Annotated in this window: 20 protein-coding genes; 4 read left to right on the forward strand and 16 right to left on the reverse strand. The window is 43.8% G+C overall.

What is annotated here, in order from left to right; all coding sequences use genetic code 11:
* Positions 1–113: 113 nt before the first annotated feature.
* Positions 114–581, forward strand: a complete 468-nt coding sequence (locus tag LCM10_RS06320) for an Hsp20/alpha crystallin family protein (protein WP_224875303.1) — start codon at positions 114–116, stop codon at positions 579–581.
* Positions 582–637: 56 nt separating this feature from the next.
* On the opposite strand, the gene LCM10_RS06325 is transcribed toward LCM10_RS06320, so the two are convergent.
* Entirely contained in the window at positions 638–1,114 is a 477-nt protein-coding gene (locus tag LCM10_RS06325; protein ID WP_224875304.1) for a YppG family protein, read from the reverse strand.
* A gap of 206 nt (positions 1,115–1,320) precedes the next feature.
* Here LCM10_RS06325 and yppF point away from each other — a divergent pair, with 206 nt between their 5' ends.
* Positions 1,321–1,503 (forward strand): YppF family protein, encoded by a 183-nt coding sequence (gene yppF / locus LCM10_RS06330; protein ID WP_224875305.1) that lies wholly within the window; start codon positions 1,321–1,323, stop codon positions 1,501–1,503.
* A 46-nt stretch (positions 1,504–1,549) separates the two neighbouring features.
* On the opposite strand, the gene LCM10_RS06335 is transcribed toward yppF, so the two are convergent.
* The 3 genes from LCM10_RS06335 to LCM10_RS06345 all read right to left on the reverse strand — a co-directional run bounded on the left by LCM10_RS06335 (position 1,550) and on the right by LCM10_RS06345 (position 3,853).
* Positions 1,550–1,903 carry a YppE family protein gene (locus LCM10_RS06335; protein ID WP_224875306.1) on the reverse strand — a complete coding sequence of 118 codons (354 nt, stop codon included), beginning with the start codon at positions 1,901–1,903 and terminating at the stop codon, positions 1,550–1,552.
* Between the two features lie 74 nt (positions 1,904–1,977).
* On the reverse strand, positions 1,978–2,223 hold the full coding sequence (locus tag LCM10_RS06340) for a hypothetical protein (protein WP_224875307.1): 246 nt from the start codon (positions 2,221–2,223) through the stop codon (positions 1,978–1,980).
* A gap of 604 nt (positions 2,224–2,827) precedes the next feature.
* A complete protein-coding gene (locus LCM10_RS06345; protein WP_224875308.1) occupies positions 2,828–3,853 on the reverse strand; it encodes a DUF2515 family protein in 1,026 nt (341 codons plus the stop codon).
* A gap of 108 nt (positions 3,854–3,961) precedes the next feature.
* Between LCM10_RS06345 and recU the strand changes: the two genes are divergently transcribed.
* Entirely contained in the window at positions 3,962–4,564 is a 603-nt protein-coding gene (recU, locus tag LCM10_RS06350) for a Holliday junction resolvase RecU (protein WP_224875309.1), read from the forward strand.
* A 103-nt stretch (positions 4,565–4,667) separates the two neighbouring features.
* Positions 4,668–7,379, forward strand: a complete 2,712-nt coding sequence (locus tag LCM10_RS06355; protein WP_224875310.1) for a transglycosylase domain-containing protein — start codon at positions 4,668–4,670, stop codon at positions 7,377–7,379.
* A gap of 34 nt (positions 7,380–7,413) precedes the next feature.
* On the opposite strand, the gene LCM10_RS06360 is transcribed toward LCM10_RS06355, so the two are convergent.
* The 12 genes from LCM10_RS06360 to panB all read right to left on the reverse strand — a co-directional run bounded on the left by LCM10_RS06360 (position 7,414) and on the right by panB (position 19,662).
* Positions 7,414–7,929 (reverse strand): YpoC family protein, encoded by a 516-nt coding sequence (locus LCM10_RS06360; RefSeq protein ID WP_224875311.1) that lies wholly within the window; start codon positions 7,927–7,929, stop codon positions 7,414–7,416.
* The gene (nth, locus tag LCM10_RS06365) at positions 7,926–8,582 is read right to left on the reverse strand and encodes an endonuclease III (protein WP_224875635.1); all 657 of its coding nucleotides are present in this window, start codon (positions 8,580–8,582) and stop codon (positions 7,926–7,928) included. Before nth ends, LCM10_RS06360 begins: the two co-directional genes overlap by 4 nt.
* A gap of 97 nt (positions 8,583–8,679) precedes the next feature.
* Entirely contained in the window at positions 8,680–9,387 is a 708-nt protein-coding gene (locus tag LCM10_RS06370; protein WP_224875312.1) for a DnaD domain-containing protein, read from the reverse strand.
* Positions 9,388–10,201: 814 nt separating this feature from the next.
* Positions 10,202–11,494 carry an asparagine--tRNA ligase gene (gene asnS, locus LCM10_RS06375; protein WP_224875313.1) on the reverse strand — a complete coding sequence of 431 codons (1,293 nt, stop codon included), beginning with the start codon at positions 11,492–11,494 and terminating at the stop codon, positions 10,202–10,204.
* 130 nt (positions 11,495–11,624) lie between these two features.
* On the reverse strand, positions 11,625–12,815 hold the full coding sequence (locus tag LCM10_RS06380) for a pyridoxal phosphate-dependent aminotransferase (RefSeq protein WP_224875314.1): 1,191 nt from the start codon (positions 12,813–12,815) through the stop codon (positions 11,625–11,627).
* Between the two features lie 21 nt (positions 12,816–12,836).
* Positions 12,837–13,313, reverse strand: coding sequence for a DUF5590 domain-containing protein (locus LCM10_RS06385; RefSeq protein WP_224875315.1), 477 nt, complete (start codon positions 13,311–13,313; stop codon positions 12,837–12,839).
* Between the two features lie 14 nt (positions 13,314–13,327).
* A complete protein-coding gene (locus LCM10_RS06390; RefSeq protein WP_224875316.1) occupies positions 13,328–13,498 on the reverse strand; it encodes a YpmA family protein in 171 nt (56 codons plus the stop codon).
* A 139-nt stretch (positions 13,499–13,637) separates the two neighbouring features.
* Entirely contained in the window at positions 13,638–14,456 is an 819-nt protein-coding gene (locus LCM10_RS06395) for a hypothetical protein (RefSeq protein ID WP_224875317.1), read from the reverse strand.
* Between the two features lie 141 nt (positions 14,457–14,597).
* Entirely contained in the window at positions 14,598–17,393 is a 2,796-nt protein-coding gene (gene dinG, locus LCM10_RS06400; RefSeq protein WP_412103367.1) for an ATP-dependent DNA helicase DinG, read from the reverse strand.
* Between the two features lie 187 nt (positions 17,394–17,580).
* Positions 17,581–17,964 (reverse strand): aspartate 1-decarboxylase, encoded by a 384-nt coding sequence (panD, locus tag LCM10_RS06405; RefSeq protein ID WP_224875318.1) that lies wholly within the window; start codon positions 17,962–17,964, stop codon positions 17,581–17,583.
* Entirely contained in the window at positions 17,957–18,826 is an 870-nt protein-coding gene (gene panC, locus LCM10_RS06410; protein WP_224875319.1) for a pantoate--beta-alanine ligase, read from the reverse strand. Before panC ends, panD begins: the two co-directional genes overlap by 8 nt.
* Entirely contained in the window at positions 18,823–19,662 is an 840-nt protein-coding gene (gene panB, locus LCM10_RS06415) for a 3-methyl-2-oxobutanoate hydroxymethyltransferase (RefSeq protein ID WP_224875320.1), read from the reverse strand. Before panB ends, panC begins: the two co-directional genes overlap by 4 nt.
* Positions 19,663–19,936 lie beyond the last annotated feature (274 nt).

Consider the following 19,936-nt stretch of genomic DNA (forward strand, 5'->3'; position numbering starts at 1 on the left):
GCGGGTGGATTCTATTTGCGAGTTTCCATTATTCAAATGAATTAATGTTTCACATTAACACTCCCTTTCATATAGTAATGTGAAGAGAACTGCCCAGAAAGGAGATGGCATCCATGCCTAATCATTTACCAAATGATTCTTCAAAGAAAAAGAATGGTTTCGGAGACTTGATGCAATCGATGAACGAATTCTTTCATGAAAAACCGATGAGAGGAATGCTGCAAAGTATCGATGAATTCTTCACGTCTGCTGCCAATCCATTTCAATCCTTCCCAGTCAACTTAAAAGAACATGATCATCATTACTTGATCGTCGCCGAACTGCCGGGAGTGAAAAAGGAGCAAATCAATTTAGAAGTATTTCCAAATTTCGTTACAATTACGATTACGGATATGCTGCATTATACGGAGGAAAATGAGAAACATCAGGTAATCAAAAGTAAACAAACGATGAACAGAAGCAGCCGGACGATTCCATTTCCTTCTGTCGTCAATGAAAAAGATGTAAAAGCCTCTTATAAAGATGGCCTTCTGCAAATAAAGGTGGAGAAACAATCCGGAAAGAGAATCAGCATAGACTGAAACTTTTAAGTCTTAACAAGGGAAAAGAGCAGCGATCGATCGCTGCTCTTTTTCCATTAAAGTTTAAACACCCCACCCAATCCTTTGACGAGTGAAGATACTTGATTTACGGCCCCCATCATTTGTCCCGCCGTGTTCATGACCTTATTGAAGTCGAATGAACCATCCTGGGATTTGAATGAATTCATAATGTTGCCCATTCCTGATTTGGCCGGTTTTGCCATAAATGATGCCTTCGGATAAGGATTTGCATATGTTTGCTGCTGTTGCTGCTGCCATGCTTTCATTTGATAAGGATTATATTCCTCTTGTTGAAGTGGATTTTCGAAAAAAGGATTAGTATAGCCTGTTTGATTAAACTGATCCGGCCTTCCAGTGACATGCGTGTAATACTCTGGCGGTGGCTGCTGTACACCATGCTGTAATGGACCACTGTACATTTGACTCATATTATGATTATACGGTTGCTGTTGAAATGGATAAGGATACTGAGGGTAATTCTGGAAATTACGATAATAAGGATGTGGATTCATACTAAGCCCCCTTTACTTCATTACGGTTACTACAAGGTATGAAACCCACGCCCAGATGGTGAAAAAACTGAAAAAGTTTTTTCGACAAACCCTCAAAAAATGTCGGAAGTTACATTATTCTAATAACTTTAAGAAAGGGTTTTCCATGTTAGGATAATGAATAGAAGGTCGACTGCCTTAATATAAGAGTATTGGGAGGAATGAGTATGAACTTTAGTGAACTGTTAACCAAGTATGAGAAGCAAAAGCAATACGGAGCATCCGATAGTCTGGAACTTCTTACATTGACTAAAAAATTGTACATCTCAAACGAAATTTCTCTGCAAAACTATAAAGAATTGCTCAGGCAAATCCATACAAGCTTTAACTGTGCCGTGCCAAGCCTGTAACAATCGGGCAAAACATAGTAAGGGCTTCCACCGGAAAGCCCCTTTTTTAATTTTTCAATTCTTTCAGCTGCGTCTCAAGGACGTAAACGACAGATTGATGGTGACTGATGAATCGATTATAACTTGATTCAGGAAAGAAGCAATGGACAGAAAGCATTTCGATATTATCATATGTATTCATGATCTGCGGGATGTGCAGGTGCTTGGGTCTTTCTTCTTTTATCCATTCCATGGAAAGCTCTTTCCATTGATCGTTCAATTTTTTGGCTTTGTCTGCAAAAGGCTTCACTTCTTCATAGAACTCACCTTTCTCACCTGATTCACGCCTTGTTTTATATTCCTCCATCATAAGATGAACTGTTTCGGTTAGATGTTCAACAACGGTTATTAACTGTGTCATGAATATAAGACCCTCCTGGTATAAAAAACAAAAATAAAAAAAGTAGCAAGTAATGCTACTTTATAATAGAAAGTTTATGATGTCTTATAAGATAATTCAAGTCTATTGGCCACATATGAAGGTGGTCTTTTATTTATCATGGCTTCTGTCCTGCTTTCGACTGCACTTATTTTCACTTCAAGCTCTTCTATCTTTTCAGCCAGCTTCGTTTCCTCACTCTTACCCTCCATTGAAATACGATCATACACACTCTGTTCAAGCTGATTCAGACTTTCTTCAATTTCGGCTAATTTTAACAGGATATCTTGTTTTGGAAGCATGATTCTTCCTCCCGGCTTTTTAGATTTACTTGTATTATTCTCGCAAAAAACCACATCCCCTCCCACCTTGACAAAACTAGAACTGATTCGGCAAAGAAAGTGCAAATAGGACAACCTGCCTATGATATTTCGACACCTGCTGAATAATTAAAGTCAAAGCTCAAATAATAGTAGCGGAGGTGTTCAAATTGAAAACACAAAACAACAAAAACACAAAACAAACTAACGAAACAAATAAGCACCAAACCAAAGCATCAAAAGGCAACCCAAAACTAGAAGGCGAAAACAGACCCGCGACTTAACAAAAGCGGAGGCGGCTCGCTCAGCCCCGACAAGCATAAGATGAATGGGCCGGGAAGGCGTTCTTTTGCCTTCCTGGATCATTTAGCTTATGACCTCGAGGGGCTAGCCGCCGTAGCTGGATGATAACAAAAGCGGAGGGGCTTTGGTCAGAGGCGTGTGGCATAAGGCGAGGCGGCCAAGAAGGTGTTCTTTGCCTTCATGGACGGCTTGACTTATGACATGTGCCTCTAAGCCCCGTAGCTGGACGATACAAAAGCGGAGGCGGCTCACTCAGCCCCGACAAGCATAAAGGACTGCTGGATTATCTTCCTGCAGTCCTTTTCTTCGGCCAGGGCATTTTCGACTTTAACCATGCAACCTTCCTTAATTGATTCTGCTTACGGAAAAACCACGCGGTCATTGAAGGATCCTCCGGTATGTCGTGTTCTTCATACCAAGCTGCTTGAACGTACGTTTTCTTGGACCAATCCCCTTCCATGTCCCAATGATGATTCACTTTGTTGTAAAGAGAAGTCAACACATCACTACTGGCCCTATTGTTTAACTCTTTAAAAAACTCCTCATAATCCTTTCTAGAACCAGTGGGCTGTACCTTTTGAGCAAATTCAAAAATAGACGGATAAAAGGTTTCATGGAATAGGATTTTATACAGAATCTCCCCTAATTTGATCCGTTCATCCAGTTTCCTGAAATCGTGTACACTGGCCCCGATTAATCGGCCATCCAATGTAGGGAATATAACCGAACAAAAGTGAAGGTGATCCTCCATGAAAAAAAGCCCCGTCCGAAATACTTTCCTCTTATAAACAGGATGTTCGATGACCGGCCCCTGTATCAAATTCTGCTCATTAATGATTTGGGATTTCACGAGCCGTTCCCCATCCCTTTCATCCCAGTACCTACTCCATTCAGTCTGCATGAATGAGGAAACATTAAATTCTTCTAATAAGTGAAACATTTTTTCACCAGATAACGTCGAATAGTGATAGACAAGGAGTTGAGGGAAAGCATCTTGAAAGATGGACCAGTTCGCCCTCTCATAGGTCATGAAGAGATTCTTCCGCGTTTCCGCACTCAAAAGGGTCTTTAGCGTCTCACCTTCAAGATCGGTCATATTCCATCCGGCATTCCTTGAAACCATCGATGCCAGGAACGACCATTTGATCTCGGGATGCAGAAGATAAAAGCTTTGATAAGCGATGGTCCTTGTTATATTATCTTGATTATGACGTTCTACAATATTTCGGATGCAGTCAATCCATTCCGAATGACGTTTAAATTCAGAAATACAGGGTAAAAAGCGGTAGGTAATCGTGTTTTTATCCATAAATCCCCCTTCTCTTTTAGTCATATCTTAAGGAATTTGTAATGATTTATTCACACAAGTCGGAGTGGTTTCTGTTATGATATAGTTTAGTCTGCGAGGTGTATTACCATGAAATTCCATTACCCCAATGGAAAAAAGTATGTACAAACAAATCACTCCCCTAAGAAATCGAACGCGAAACAAATATCCTATAGTAATCGCGGGATGACCTTGGAGGAGGATATCAACGAAACCAATCAATACTATCTTGCTCACCAAAAAGCTGTCATCCATAAAAAACCTACGCCAGTACAAATTGTGGATGTCCACTATCCTACAAGGAGTGCGGCTGTGATTAAGGAAGCTTATTTCAAACAGCCGTCTACCACTGACTATAATGGCGTATACAAAAGCAGGTATATTGATTTTGAAGCGAAGGAAACGAAAAACAAAACGTCCTTCCCCCTTCAGAATTTCCACGAGCACCAGATCCGCCATATGGAGAGTGTCCATATGCAAGACGGCATCACGTTCGTCCTTCTCCGGTTCTCATTATCGGAAGAAGTATACCTTCTTCCATTCGGACCTTTGAAACATTATTGGGACAGAATGGAAAGTGGTGGGAGAAAATCAATCAAGAAACAGGAAATCGAACAAGAAGGATTCAGGATTCCGTTAGGCCTCCATCCCCGCGTCGATTATCTAAAAATAGTCCATCAGATATATTTTTAGTTCACTAAAAATGAGATAATCTATAGTTTCTCCCATAAAGAGTAGTATAAATTAAAACTTAGACAATACTAAAAAGACAGAAGATTGAAAGCGAGGAAACAAAATGGCTGGTCAATATAAGTCAAGGGAAGAAAAGCGTCTCGCCCAGCAGAATTCTAAAGCCAAAAAATCCAAGAAGGGTTCGATGGTGAAACGTGGCATCATTTCTTTATTCATTATAGGGATCGTCGGCATGCTTGCCGGTGCCGGACTATTCGCATACTACGCATCAAGCGCACCTAAACTTGATGAAAAACTGCTGAAAGACCCGATTGCCTCTGAGATTTATGATAAAGATGGAGAGTTGATCACAACGGTCGGGAAGGAAAACAGAGAGTATGCCAATTTCGATGAAATCCCGCAGGTCATGCAGGATGCCGTATTGGCTACCGAGGATAACCGTTTCTATAAACATAACGGGATTGACCTGATTCGTCTCGGTGGTGCGGTCATTGCCAACATCACAGGCGGATTCGGTTCTGAAGGAGCTTCCACAATCACGCAGCAGGTGATCAAGGGATCTTTCTTGAGCCCGGACAAAACACTTAAACGTAAAGCACAGGAAGCATGGCTTGCACTGAAACTCGAGCAGGAATATACGAAAGAAGAAATCTTTGAGATGTATTTCAATAAAGTGTATATGTCCGCAGGCATCCATGGGATGGCAACCGCAGCAGACTATTATTATGGGAAAGAAATCAAGGATATCGAGCTACACGAGGCGGCACTGATTGCAGGGTTGCCACAGAGCCCGAATAATTATAACCCGTTCAAGCATCCCGATCGTGCCGAGAAGAGGAGGAATATCGTCCTCTCACTGATGGCACAACACGGGAAAATTACGGAAAAGCAAAAAGAAGAAGCCCAAAAGATTCCGATCACGAAAGGCCTTGTTTCTGAAGAGGAACTGGCCGCTGAGAACGGAAACAAATATCCTGCATTTGTCGATGCAGTAATTGACGAAGTAGAGAAAATGGGCGATTACAACTTATTCTCTGATGGTTTGAAAGTCTACACGACGCTTGATGCCAATGCTCAAAAACGCGTGGAAGAAATCTTGGCTGGTGAAAATACAAGCTTCTCATATCCCGATCAGGAAGGCGGCATCATGCAGGCCGGGATCACGCTCATGGATACGCAAAGCGGTGAAGTCCGTGCCATCGGTGGCGGCAGGAATACAGAAGAAACCGTCCAGCGAGGATTCAATTACGCCATCGATTCGAAGCGTCAACCTGGTTCGACGATCAAGCCGTTGCTTGACTACGGTCCAGCGGTTGAATACTTGAAATGGTCGACCTACCATATCTTGAAAGACGAACCTTATAAATACACGGACGGCCCTGAAATCAACAACTACGACCTTCGCCATAAGGGTGACATCACGATGAGAGAAGCCCTTTGGGATTCCCGAAACGTCACCGCATTGAAGGCTTTCCAAGAAGTCGGGCCGGAAAAGGCCGAGGAATTCGTCAATCGTTTGGGACTGGACTTTGATCATTATTATGAATCAGCATCAATCGGTGCCGTTTCACCTGGAATGAACTCCATGCAGATGGCAGGTGCCTACGCACCGTTTGGTAATGAAGGAATATACAACAAGCCTCATACCGTCAAGAAGGTCGTCCTTCGAGATGGAGAAACCGAAATCAAGAACGAGAATGAACCGAAGCCTGCCATGAAGGAATATACGGCTTATATGATTTCGGATATGTTGAAGAGTGTCATCGACCATCCAAATGGAACGGGAGCATACGCCAAAGTTCCTGGGCTGCCGATGGCGGGTAAATCAGGTACAACCAACTATAACGAAGAGACACGTGAGAAATATGATATTCCTAAATCTCATGCTCCGGATTCTTGGTTCGTCGGATATACAACGAACTACACAGCAGCCGTCTGGACCGGTTACGATAAACAGAATCAATTCTCGTTGAGTCCTTCAGACCGACATATCGCACAGTTCATCGTCAAAGACTTAATGAGCTATGTGCACGATGGGGTGGAAACACCTGACTTCAATAAACCGGCAAGCGTTGTGGAAGTTCAAGTGGAAGAAGGAAGCAATCCTGCAAGACTTCCAAGTGACTATACTCCTGATGACAAAATACTCACTGAGCTATTTGTCAAAGGAACCGAACCAAACAAAGTATCGAAACAGTTTGATAAGCTTGATGCCCCTAAAGGTTTGAAGGCTAAATATGACAAAAAAGATCAAACGATCACCCTTAAATGGGATTATGATAAGAAAGCTAAAGATGTTACATTCGAGGTAGCCGTTTCAATAAACGGTGGAGACAAGCAAATCCTTACCACTACGGACAAACAAGGCCTGAATGTTGAAAATATCACTTCAACCGGTACCTTCACCTTTGAAGTGACGGCCATTAAAGATGACCAAAGAAGTGACCCTGCTTCCGTCACCCTTGACGTAAAAGGCAAGGACGACAAAGATGAAAAAGATCAGGAAGAAGATGACGGTCAAGGAAACAATAATGGCAACGGTAACGGCAATGGTAATGGTAACGGCAATGGCAATGGCAATGGTAACGGTAATGATGGAGACGGGGAAACCCCACCTTCAGACGGATCTGGTACTGGTGATGGAGGAACAGGTGACAGCGGTACGGGTGATAGTGGTACCGGAGATGGCGGCACCGGCGACGGTGGCACTGGTGACGGTGGCACTGGTGACGGTGGCACTGGTGACGGTGGCGACACCGGTGGCAACGGCGGAGCAGGTACCGACTCATCCACTCCAGGATTATTCAATCAATAACCATGATAAAAAGGCAGCCGGTTTTCCGGCTGCCTTATTTTATTTCTTTCTTCATCTTATCGATTGCCAGATCCTTCGCCAACCTCTTCTGCTGTTCTTGGAACAATTCGCACAGTTGAATATAAGAGTGGTACAACTTAGGATTCTCCCTGATGAATGACACTCTTTCCACCACATTGAAAGGCTTTATGGAAAGGGATTGAAGAGCTTCCTCCCAACCTTTGAGCACGACCGGCTGCCGATTACTCCAAAAGAGCAGCATGAAAAGTAACCCTATATTCTTTCTCATGTCAGAGGTCATGGAAGGGTCCTTGGATCTGATTTTTTCGTCCATGATGATGCGTTCTTTCTGCCATGCCTCGATCACATTCTTAACAGCGTCTTCCCGATTGTCCCATGGCCACATCTCCACTACTTCACCATTATAGTAGAGAACCTCATAAGAAAAGAAATGGGCCTCGTCAAGGAATTTTTCAGGAAGGACTTTGGACCCCACCAAAAAGTCTGGAGCTACAAGTTCAGTTGGTACGTTCAGATGATCTCCACTCATATCTTTTCCTTCTTTTTCATTCTCTTTTGACCTTCCCTGCACAAATCCAATAAAGGACACACATCACATTGAGGAGATTGTGCTTTGCAATGGTATCTTCCGAAGAAAATCAATCGGTGATGAGTCTCGGACCATTCATCTCTTGGAATCTTTTTCATTAATGTTTTTTCAACTTCAAGCACACTATCCTTCCACCTGCAAATCCCAAGCCGTTTACTTACTCGCTCTACATGCGTGTCGACTGCAAGTGCCGGTTCTCCAAATGCGACAGAAACCACTACATTTGCCGTTTTCCTTCCGACTCCTGGAAGCTTGACCAGTTCTGCATGTTCTTTAGGCACTTCTCCTCCATACTCTTCCAGGAGGATTTCAGATAGCTTCTGAATATTCTTTGCTTTGTTTCGATAAAGACCGATGGAACGGATATCCTGCTGAAGTTCCTCGAGTGTGACATTCAAGTAATCCTGTGGTGTTTTGTATTTTTCGAAGAGCCCCTTTGTCACTTTGTTCACTAACGCGTCTGTACATTGTGCCGAAAGCAAGACGGCAATGACTAACTCAAAGGGATTATCATGCCTCAATTCGCAATGTGCATCCGGAAACATTTTTTTCATTTCATCTAAACAGATTTGAATTTGTTTTTTGTTTAACACTCTTCCCATTCGCTCCTTACTCTGTTGACGATTCATATGTAGTATACACCAATAAGGGACTGCCCCCCAATCATGAGGGCAGTCCCTTTTTACGCTCCTATTGTTCCAGCCAATTATAAAAAGGAACCGATTTCCTTTTAGGGCTGGACTGATCTTGGTGAGCAGGATTTTTTTGATGAGCCCTGAACTTCTGACTCTGGTTTCGGGCATCTTCTATGGTCTTGACACCATTTTTCTTCCATTCGAAAAGAATGCGGTCAATATATCTGAAATTCAACTTTCCGGAGATCACTGCTTCACGTAATGCCGCTTTGATGATGGTTGAATTATGCTCATCTTGATCCAACCACATGGCAAGCGTCTCACATTCCAATGGGGAGAGAGGACGGCCAAACTCTTGCTCGAAGACGGAATAAATGTCGGCTTCTTCTTCCATTGATTTTTGCAACTGCTTGTTTTTTGATTCCTGCATCATAAAGTCGGCGAGCTTCTCCCATAGAGGTGTCAATGAATATCTTTCGAATAAGATTCCTTCCGGTGACAACCCTTCTTCTATCGTCAAGAAATGTTGCTGCATCAGTTTCCTTAAAATCGAAGAGCAGTATTCAGGTGATATGCTCATATGTTCTGAAAGCTCCTCGGGAGTCGGAAAATAGTTTCCTTTTTCCATTTGCCCATAAACTTGCAACAGCAGGACGAACTCAGACTCATTCAATCCCAGCGTATGGTAATTAGTCAATAGTAATTGTGGAATAGTAAGGGTCCCTTCTTCAATCCAGGACACCATCATTTGTTTATGATCCATAATCGGCACACCTCACCTTTTAGTATAACATGCTTATTATTTATGTCGATATGGATGTGTTCAGAAGAATAATTTAACACTTATATGGATTTGAATCACACTTCCACGTGTTACAGATTGTTACTACTTCATGTAAAACACCTCTGCCCGATTCCGTGCAAGACTTCGCTTTCCGCGGGTACCCCGTGAGCCTCCCCGGCTTCGCCTGCGGGGTCTCACATGTCTAGCTGCAGGGCTTAGAGGCAGATGTCATAAGTCAAACCGACCAAGAAGGCAAAAGGACGCCTTCGTGGCCGATTCGTCTTATGCCACACGCCTCTCTTCAAAGCCCTTCCGCTTTTCTTATAAGCTACTCTTCCCGCAGGAGTCTTCGTCTTGCACTCCAATCAACAGCTGGAACCGGTTTATAATCTACAATTCTCCCATAAGAGCACTTTTTTAAAAATTTATTGTGTACAAGTGCCTGTAATAACTTCGACAAATCCTTCCCAGTAAAAAATTAGCTTCCGGGATCGTGGCATGGCTTTTTAATAGTTGATCCTTGAAAATCACAGTATAGAACACATGCAATGATTACAACTAGCTAGAATGGGTTTCTTCGAATGTTGAAAGAAGTGATTGTTTCTTGAAATCCCTCACAAGAACTTCCGGAAGAAGCTCCACTCACACACCAAGGAAAGCGAGCACACGGAGCGAAAATATACCACTACTCGTTTCTTAACCTGATATATGTGACTCTCCCCCACAGAGTATCAAACTAAAAAAGCTGACTTTGTGTGCATTTCTGCCACAAAGTCAGCCTTATTATGACTCCTTATGGATACAAACGGTTTAACAGGCGCGGGAATGGAATGGTCTCCCTAACGTGTTCAACGCCGCTGATCCAAGCCACGGTTCTTTCAAGTCCGAGACCAAAACCAGAGTGAGGAACGGAACCGTACTCACGTAATTCCAGATACCATTTATACGCATCCGTTGCGAGCTCATGTTCTTCAATACGCTTCTTCATTAGCTCTGCATCATGGATACGTTCAGAGCCTCCGATGATTTCACCATACCCTTCCGGAGCGATGAGATCGGCACAAAGTACAACATCTTCACGCTCTGGATCAGGCTGCATGTAGAACGGTTTGAGTGATGTCGGATAATGTGTGATGAACACAGGCTTATCGTACGTTTCAGCGATGGCTGTCTCATGCGGTGCCCCGAAATCATCTCCCCATTCGATATCATCGAATCCTTTCTCGTGCAATAGCTTGATTGCGTCATCATACGAGATTCTTGGGAAAGGTGCCTTGATTTGTTCTAATTTGGACGTGTCCCTTCCCAAACGATCCAACTCAAGCTTACAGTTTTCAAGCACTGATTGGACGATGTGGGAAACATATTGTTCTTGCACTTCTAGATTGTCCTTGAAGTCATAGAACGCCATCTCGGGTTCAATCATCCAGAACTCGATCAAATGACGACGTGTTTTTGATTTCTCAGCCCTGAAAGTCGGACCGAAAGAAAATACTTTCCCTAAAGCCATGGCAGCCGCTTCCATATATAGCTGTCCACTTTGGGATAGGTATGCATCCTCATCGAAATATTTCGTTGCAAATAATTCCGTTGTTCCTTCAGGTGCACTGCCGGTAAGAATTGGCGGATCCACCTTGACGAAACCTTCTTGATTGAAGAACTCGTAAGTCGCACGGATGATTTCATTACGTACTTTCATCACCGCATGCTGTTTACGAGAACGGAGCCATAAGTGACGGTTATCCATAAGGAATTCCGTTCCATGTTCTTTTGGTGTGATTGGATAATCAACCGCTTCATGGATGACTTGCACTGACTTCACTTGTAATTCATATCCGAAAGGTGAACGTGAATCTTCAGAAACGGTCCCAGTTACGTAAAGTGACGTTTCCTGTGTAAGGGATTTAGCTTTCTGAAAGATTTCTTCTTCCACTTCACTCTTAACGACAACTCCCTGAATGAAGCCTGTCCCATCACGGAGCTGAAGGAATGCAATTTTACCACTTGAACGTTTGTTGGCAAGCCAAGCACCGATTGTAACCTCTTCACCAACAAACTTACTTACTTGAGAAATAGTTGTTTTCACGATTTTTTCCCTCCAAAAAAACTAACACGCTATATGTATCGTACTATATTATACATTTCGAGTCACATTGTCGCAATAGAAAGCCCCAATGAATCCAGACGGGCAGACCCTTGGCCTGCCCGTGCTTCCATCATTTCGTTTTCTTTATAACGAATTCGTGCATCCTTTGGATCGCCTGTTCCATGGAGTCGAGGCTTGTTGCGTATGATAATCGAATATTGTCATCTGAACCAAATCCTGATCCTGGGATGACGGCAACTTTCGCTTCCTCCAGTAACGCTTTCACGAATGAATCAACACTGTCAAAGCCTGTCATCTCTGCAGCCTCTTTCACGTTCGGGAACAAATAGAATGCCCCTTGAGGTTTGATGCAGTCAAAGCCAGGAATGTCATTTAACTTATCGAAGACGATATTCAGGCGTTCCTCGAAAGACTTTCTCATTTCTTCCACTGGGTTTTGATCCCCCATATAGGCTGCTACTGCACCGTATTGAGAAGTGGTAGTTGGGTTAGAAGTTGAATGGCTTGCGAGATTCGTCATCGCCTTGATGATTTTCTCATTACCGGCAGCATAACCGATTCTCCAACCCGTCATTGAGTGAGACTTTGATACACCGTTGATGATGATCGTCTGTTCCTTCAGTTCCCCTGAAAGCTCCGCGATGGAAGTATGTGAATTGCCATCATAAACGAGCTTTTCGTAGATCTCATCGGAAACAATGAGAACATTATTTTCCAAGCACACTTGACCAATTGCCTTCAGCTCTTCTGGAGAATAAATCATGCCAGTCGGATTGCTTGGGGAGTTGATGATGACCGCCTTTGTTTTTTCTGTTATGGAGCCCGATAGTTGTTCAGGGGTGATTTTATAAGAGTTCTGTTGCTTCCCTTCGACAATCACTGGGTTTCCGCCTGCAAGTTTCACCTGCTCAGGATAACTTACCCAGTATGGAGTAGGGATGATGACCTCGTCACCTTCATTTAACAACACTTGGAAAAGCGTATAAAGAGCATGCTTCGCTCCGCTCGTGACGATGATCTCAGAAGGCTTGTAATCAAGGTTCTGGTCTTGTTTGAACTTCTGAATGACCGCGTCCTTCAGCTGAGCCGTACCGCCCGCTGGTGTGTATTTAGTATGCCCTTCCACCAGTGAATCATAGGCAGCCTGAATGATGTGCTGAGGAGTATTGAAGTCCGGTTCACCTGCGCCCAGGCCGATGACATCGATACCCTGCGCTTTCATTTCCTTGGCCTTTGCTGTAATCGCCAATGTTGTAGAAGGTGTTAATGCACTCACTCTGTTGGCTAAAGAAAAATTCATTATCGATTTCCTCCCAATCACTTATAAGTTTTCAATTTTCTTCCACCATTCCCCATTTGAGAATAGTAGATAAAAGTAGTTGAGGTTTTTTTGTTCATCAAGGTATGTGATTTCCCATACAGGACCTACCTTTTCATGCCCCAATCGTACTGATAGTATTTCTTCGGGCTGCTTTTCTTCCTTTAGTTTATTAACTGCCTCCTCTTTCGAGATACCATCTGCCCATTTTTTCACGATTAAATCTTCTTTTTTCTCTGGAACGAATACGACCAATTTTTCATTTTTGTCATCACGACCGGTGACCACTGTATATGGTTTTGCACCGTGGTAAATGCTGACATCCTCGATCCGTTTGATCGATGTTTCATCCAGCACGCGCTCAGAGGCTTTACTAGTTTGTTCCTTAACCGGGCCTCTTGCAGATTGATACAATAAGACAGAGGCTGCAGCCGTTACAATAATTGCTGTCACAACCAGTGTGATTATCCACTTCTTCATTTCATTAACCTCTTTTATGTACGATAAATGGTCAGTACAGCCTGGCTTTGATCTTCCGTATCCAGGGCTAAACCGAACATATAATCATCTTTTTTCAATGTCCTATTCAAAGCGTCCACTATTTTATATAAATCATCCGTATAAGAAATCCGAACCGTGGAAAGAATCTCGATTTTGCTCTCCATTGCCGCTTCCTCCTTCTCCGTCTATTCTCGTTTGCTGAATCGTTTGTTTCCTGATGCTCCCCGGAAGCTCTTCCCGAGGAACACTACACACATTATAACAACATTCAGCGTTTAGATGGTAGACAGAAAAGCAAAAAACTTAACCGTCATCCCCATCGAAAGTAAGTACTTCATAGTTATGCTTGTTCAATTTAATTGAAATCAGTCCATGCTGACCTGTCAAGTATAAATCAATCCACGCTTCATTCAAGGCTTCAAGCAGGTCTCCATTTAATAACTTTTCCTTTGATCGGTATAAAAGTGCGGTCTGTGGATCGATATGCTTGATCAACGGAGCCGAAATGCATTCCGTCTTAGAGTGCAGAGGTATTTTCACTATGTTGACATTTGTCAACGGTTTGGTCATGAATACCTCTTCAGCGTGCTTGGATTGAGAACTGAGCCATAAGAAACGGTGTTGAAAAAAGGTAAGGGAAAAATCAAGGCCCTCCTGCTTATCATTTCCTTCATGGATGACTTCCATCTCGACGTCGGGTGATAAGAGGCTTGTTTTCCCTTCTTCCAAACTTTCGACACCGTCTGGTACCGCTTCTTGGAGCATAGGGGCAAAGGAACGGCCGGCCATGAACTCATCTATTGAGTATTTCCTTTTGAGTTCAAGCAGCGTATCTTTGAATATTTCAGCTTCTTCAGTGAGGATAATTCCTTTAATGCCTTCAATATTCATCTGATTCAAATAATAATAAAGCTCCTTCACCTGACTATCCGGCCCTGTATTGATCAGGAAGTTCTCACCCGTCGGTAAATGCAACACCGCCACTTCTCCGCTTTTCAACGGCAGAAAACTGATTGCAGCCTCATTAGGTGAAAGTTTCAGGTCCACTTCGGGCACCTTCACCGCAATGGTTACCTGTGAATAGACGATTATCAGCAATATCGCAAGGATTGACGCCCTCATATACCCAGCCCCCAAATTTCATCTACCCCTTATCTTGTGTCAAGAAATGAGAAAATAATCAGGAGAGTAAGGTACCTGAGGTTTTCCAAGAAAAAACGAACCGGCCTCCAACTAAGCCTGGTTCGTTTCATGCAAACTCCCTTACAGCCAATCCTCGATCCATGAGATAAGATCATATAAGTCCCCTTCTTTTACTCTCATCGCTGGAATTGAATCCAGGAAAGCTTTGCCGTACCTGGTGGTCTTGACTCTCCGGTCATAGACGATGACGATGCCGCGGTCGCTACTTCTCCTGATCAACCTTCCTACCCCTTGCTTGAACCTGATGATCGCTTGGGGTAAAGAGTGGCTTGAAAATGGATTTTTCCCTTGCTCCTTTAGGATTTCGGATTTCGCTTGGGTTACGGGGTCGTCAGGCGGTGAGAACGGCAAGCGAACAAGCGCTAGGCATGACAAGTCTTCCCCGGGGATATCCACCCCTTCCCAGAAACTGCTGGTACCGAAAAGGATCGCTTTGTCGAAACGCTGGAAATTCTTTGTCAGCCTAGTCCGGCTCCCAGAACTGATCCCTTGTGCCATCAATACATAATCTTCAAGCAGGCCGCTATCCTTCATCAATTCATATGTTCTGCGAAGCATATCATACGAAGTGAATAAAATGAGCATCCTCCCTTGAGTAGCCTGGGCCACTCCAATCAAATGAGAGCTTATGGATTCAATATATTCCTCTGTTGAGACCTGCTGGATCTCAGGGACATCATTCGGAATGAATAGCGTAGCCGACTGATCGTATCGGAAAGGGGACGAAAGTTGAAGTTCCTTGATCCCTTCCCCCGTTAACCCGATTTCATTCAAGAAATATTTGAATGAATGACTGACCGTCAGTGTCGCTGATGTGAGGATCACACTCTTCTTTTTTGAGAAAAGCTCCTCCTTCAGGTTGCGGGATACATCGACCGGCTGCGCTTGGATGACAAGGCTATTCGGTAATGAACGGGTATCTCCTTCAAGCCAAAGAACATATTCATCCAACTCTTTAAGGAAGATTGCCCGAAGGTCACCATATAGTTCATTCCATTCTACTAAGAAGCTGTAAAATTCTTCAACTAGAGCCTTTTCACTATCTTTAAGCTTCAGTTTTTTTGATTTGATCGTATCAAGGATCCCATCAAATTCCCTCTCGATCGTTTTCATACCTGAAATGACCCGCTCAAATGCCATTTGAACAGGCTGCCAGGTTCTTCCCTTTTTCATTTCTTCAGAGACCCTGAGCTGCAGTTTCTGGACACCCTGCCTCTTTTTCGCGTTTTTATAGAAGAAGTTTGTAAGGACATTCATCGCGTCTTCAAGGTCCATGTAGTACTGGCTAAGCTTATGGTCAATTTCAAAGGGATGCACATTGCCTTCGAACCCATGCGTATCCATTAACCCGTTCAAGCGGCCGAACAGCTGCCTTTGCTCGAGCGTTCCAAGCTGTGATGTTGAAAATTTAATCGACAAATAGTCCAGTACAATCCCCAGGTGCTGCCTTGCTGACTTATCCAGGTGGTGCGCTTCATCTATCACTAAATAATCAAATGCTGGGATGAGATTTCCCTTATTGATGAGATCTGAAAGCAGCATGGAATGATTAGTTATGATGATTTCCGCTGACTGTGCGCGTTTCCTTGCATAGAGATAAAAATCTTTTGATACCCATGGGTCTTTGTTGTGGGGTAAATGCCATCCATCATGCCGCAGCCTGTTCCAGAATAATTGGCCTCCAGATGTAAGGTTCAACTCATCCACATCCCCGGTGTGCGTTCTCGTCAACCATACGAGGATCTGCATCTTAGTCAATACAACATCATACTGTGAATCATCTTCTCGAAGTGATTGCTCGAATTTAAACAGGTTTATGTAATGATTCTTGCCCTTTAATAGGACGGCTTGAAAAGAAAATGGGCACATTTTCTTCAGCAATGCGATCTCTTTTTGCAAAAGTTGCTCTTGAAGCTGGACGGTGAAAGTACTGATTACCACACGCTCATTGTGCCGTTTTGCGAATTGAAGAGATGGCCACAAGTATCCAAGTGATTTCCCGACTCCTGTACCCGCTTCAACAACAAGGTGCCTGGACTCCTCGAATGAATCCCGGATTTCATCCATCATCTGGACTTGCGCTTCCCTTTTTTCATAGGATGGAATATGGGCTTCAAGGGACTCATTGATTTCAATATCAAGATCGGTACTTTCAGGAATCTCTTGATCCTCCACTATTTTCCTGCGCAGGGCAATCCCCCGGTACACTTCAAGTTCGTCCTGCAGGTCTTCGACATGCTTTTGTTTTTCAGAAACAATTTCACTGAAGAGCAATGAGAGATCACTCTTCAAATGTGCTGATAAATCTCCGAGCTTCTCAAGGGTCACCAGCGGCAGACTCTTCAACTTCTCGATGAAATAAAGGAGCAGCTCCGCCGTCACATAGGCATCGCTATCAGCCTGATGTGGTCTTACATGACTCAGGGACAGGGAATTTGATAACTCTGTCAGCTTGAAGCTGTCAGCAGATGGAAGGGCTATCTTCGCTAATTCCACAGTATCAAAGGAAGGGCCGGAAAATGGATTATATCCTGCTTCTTCGAGCTCCGCCTGTAAAAAGGAAAGATCGAACCCTACATTATGTGCAACGAACACACCCCCATCAAGGATTCGAAGAATGTCTGGTGCGATTTCATGGAACAGAGGAGCATCCTTGACCATCTCGTCATTTATGCCAGTCAATTCTTCAATGAATGGAGGGATGGCTTTTCCTGGTGAAACGAATGATGTGAACTGGTCGACAATCCGGCCACCCTCTATGATGACTGCGGAAATTTGAATGATTTTCTCGCCTTTTCTCGGGGAATTCCCGGTTGTCTCCAGGTCCACAACGACTAATTTGAATGGTAACATCATTTCTCACTGCCTTTATATAAATCCTACGGTAGATTTCATCATAGTTATGATTTCTAGAATAGTGTACCACAATTCAATTTAGAAGGCCCATCTTCTCTCATGATTGACGGGATGAGTTAAACGCTACCTTCTCATTTAACCGACTCAATAAAAAGAGGCGATTCATTGAGAATCGCCCCGTTATCCTTTAATAGACTGTCGCTTCCGGTTCAGTACCCAGCATTTCAACGATTTGGTTATGCTCGTTCATAATTGCTACTTTTGGTACATGGCTCCCGATTTTTTCTTCTGCTACCAGCTTGTATGAGATGATGATGACCACATCCCCCTTTTGAACGAGTCTTGCTGCCGCACCATTCAGGCAGATGACTCCACTGCCCCTCTCACCAGGGATGATATATGTTTCGAGCCTTGCTCCATTGTTGTTATTTACGATCTGTACTTTCTCATTTGCCATCATGTCCACGCTGTCAAGAATATCTTGATCGATGGTGATGCTTCCGACATAGTCCAGATTAGCTTCTGTCACCCTTGCTCTATGAATCTTTCCATTCATCATTGTTCTAAACATGCTGACTCTCCTTTTTTCCCAAAGAAATGATCATATTGTCGATGAGTCTTGCCTTATCGAATTGAACGGCAAGCGCAATTATGATGTCACCCTGTAACGGTTCCACCGGCACCATCTGTGGAAATGAATAGATCTCCACATAGTCGACCGTACCCGAAGTTTCATCATGGATGAGCTCCGTTACTTTACGGATGATGGAATCCCGCTTCAGGTGACCCCTTTCCACCAAACCCTTTGCCAATTGCAGACTTTTGAAAAGTATAGGTGCTTCTCTTCGTTCTTGTGGTGATAAGTAGACATTCCTTGAACTCTTCGCAAGGCCGTCTTCTTCCCTAATGGTAGGGACCCTGACAATCTCGATCGGGAAGAAGTAATCTTGGACGAGTCCTTCCACTACGGCCACTTGTTGGGCATCCTTCATCCCGAAATAGGCTGAATCCGGCTGTACGAGGTGAAAGAGCTTCGTCAAGACTGTCACGACTCCATCAAAATGCCCTTCACGTTTCCTGCCGCACATGACATCCACCCGCTCCTTGACTAGCATGGTGACAGAAAGGCCAGTTGGATAGATCTCATCGACCACTGGCATGAAAAGCAAATCCACTCCCGCATGTTCCGCAAGCTTCCTGTCGCGCTCAGCATCCCTCGGATATCGTTCGAAATCCTCATTTGGACCGAATTGAAGTGGATTGACGAATATGCTGAGAACCACGATGTCATGATTCTTCCTGGCTTCCTCTATCAATGATAGGTGGCCTTCATGGAGATATCCCATTGTAGGGACAAATCCTATTGACTTTCCTGATTGCTTATATTGACGAATTTGTTCACGGAGTGCTTCATTATTCGTAATGATGTTCACTTTTGGCTTCCCCCATATAATGTTTGCAATTCATGCTCGCGCATCGTGAAGGAGTGACTCTCTTCGGGGAATACACCGCTTTTCACATCAACGATATAGTTAGTGATACTCGAAACAATGGTGTCGGAGATGTTGCTGTATTGCTTGACGAATTTTGGCACCCTGCCTACCCCGTATGTGACAAGGTCATGGAACACAAGCACCTGTCCATCGGTCCCAATACCTGCCCCGATTCCGATGACGGGGATATTCACCGCTTCCGATACTTCTTTAGCAAGCTGTTTCGGCACACATTCGAGGACAATCGCAAATGCTCCTGCCTTTTCACATCTAAATGCATCTTCAATGAGCTTTTGGGCAGCATCGGCCGTTTTGCCCTGAACTTTGTACCCCCCGAGGACACCTACCGATTGAGGGGTCAGGCCTAAATGAGCCATCACGGGTATACCCGCATTCGTCATCGACTCCATATGCTCCACCACTATGCCAGCCCCTTCTACTTTCACAGCGTGGGCTCCGCTTTCCTGCATGATTCTCGCTGCTGTCCTTAGCGTTTCTTCCCTTGAAAGATGATACGTCATAAACGGCATATCCGTTACGATAAATGTGTTCGGGGCGCCACGTTTGACGGCTTTCGTATGGTGGATCATATCTTCGACGGTCACCTGGATCGTCGAATCATATCCTAGCACAACCATCCCAAGAGAATCACCAACGAGGATGAGGTCGATACCGGCCTCTTCTGCAAGCTTCGCACTAGGATAATCATAGGCGGTCAGCATGGTAATTTTTTCGCTCTCCTTCTTCATCTTCGAGAAATCAGTCGTTTGTCTCATAATATTCCTCCTTCTTTGCAGTCAGAGGTGACGAAACAAGAATGAAAGCACTTACAATATAAGAATAAAAAAACCTTCTGATTGATTGACAGAAGGATCACAAGTGTCTGATTATTATTGTTTCGACCCTCTGTCCCAGTCCAAATTGGATCAAGGCAGATTTATTGGTATTAAGATGTTCCGATAAAAATTTAGGTGCAGTTCTTTCGATACTGCCCACTAGCATTATACCATAAAAAAAACGGGATGGAGAAAAGAAAAAGATCCTTTCAAC

The sequence above is a fragment of the Rossellomorea aquimaris genome (assembly GCF_020171925.1).
Taxonomy (GTDB): Bacteria; Bacillota; Bacilli; order Bacillales; family Bacillaceae_B; genus Rossellomorea; species Rossellomorea aquimaris_F.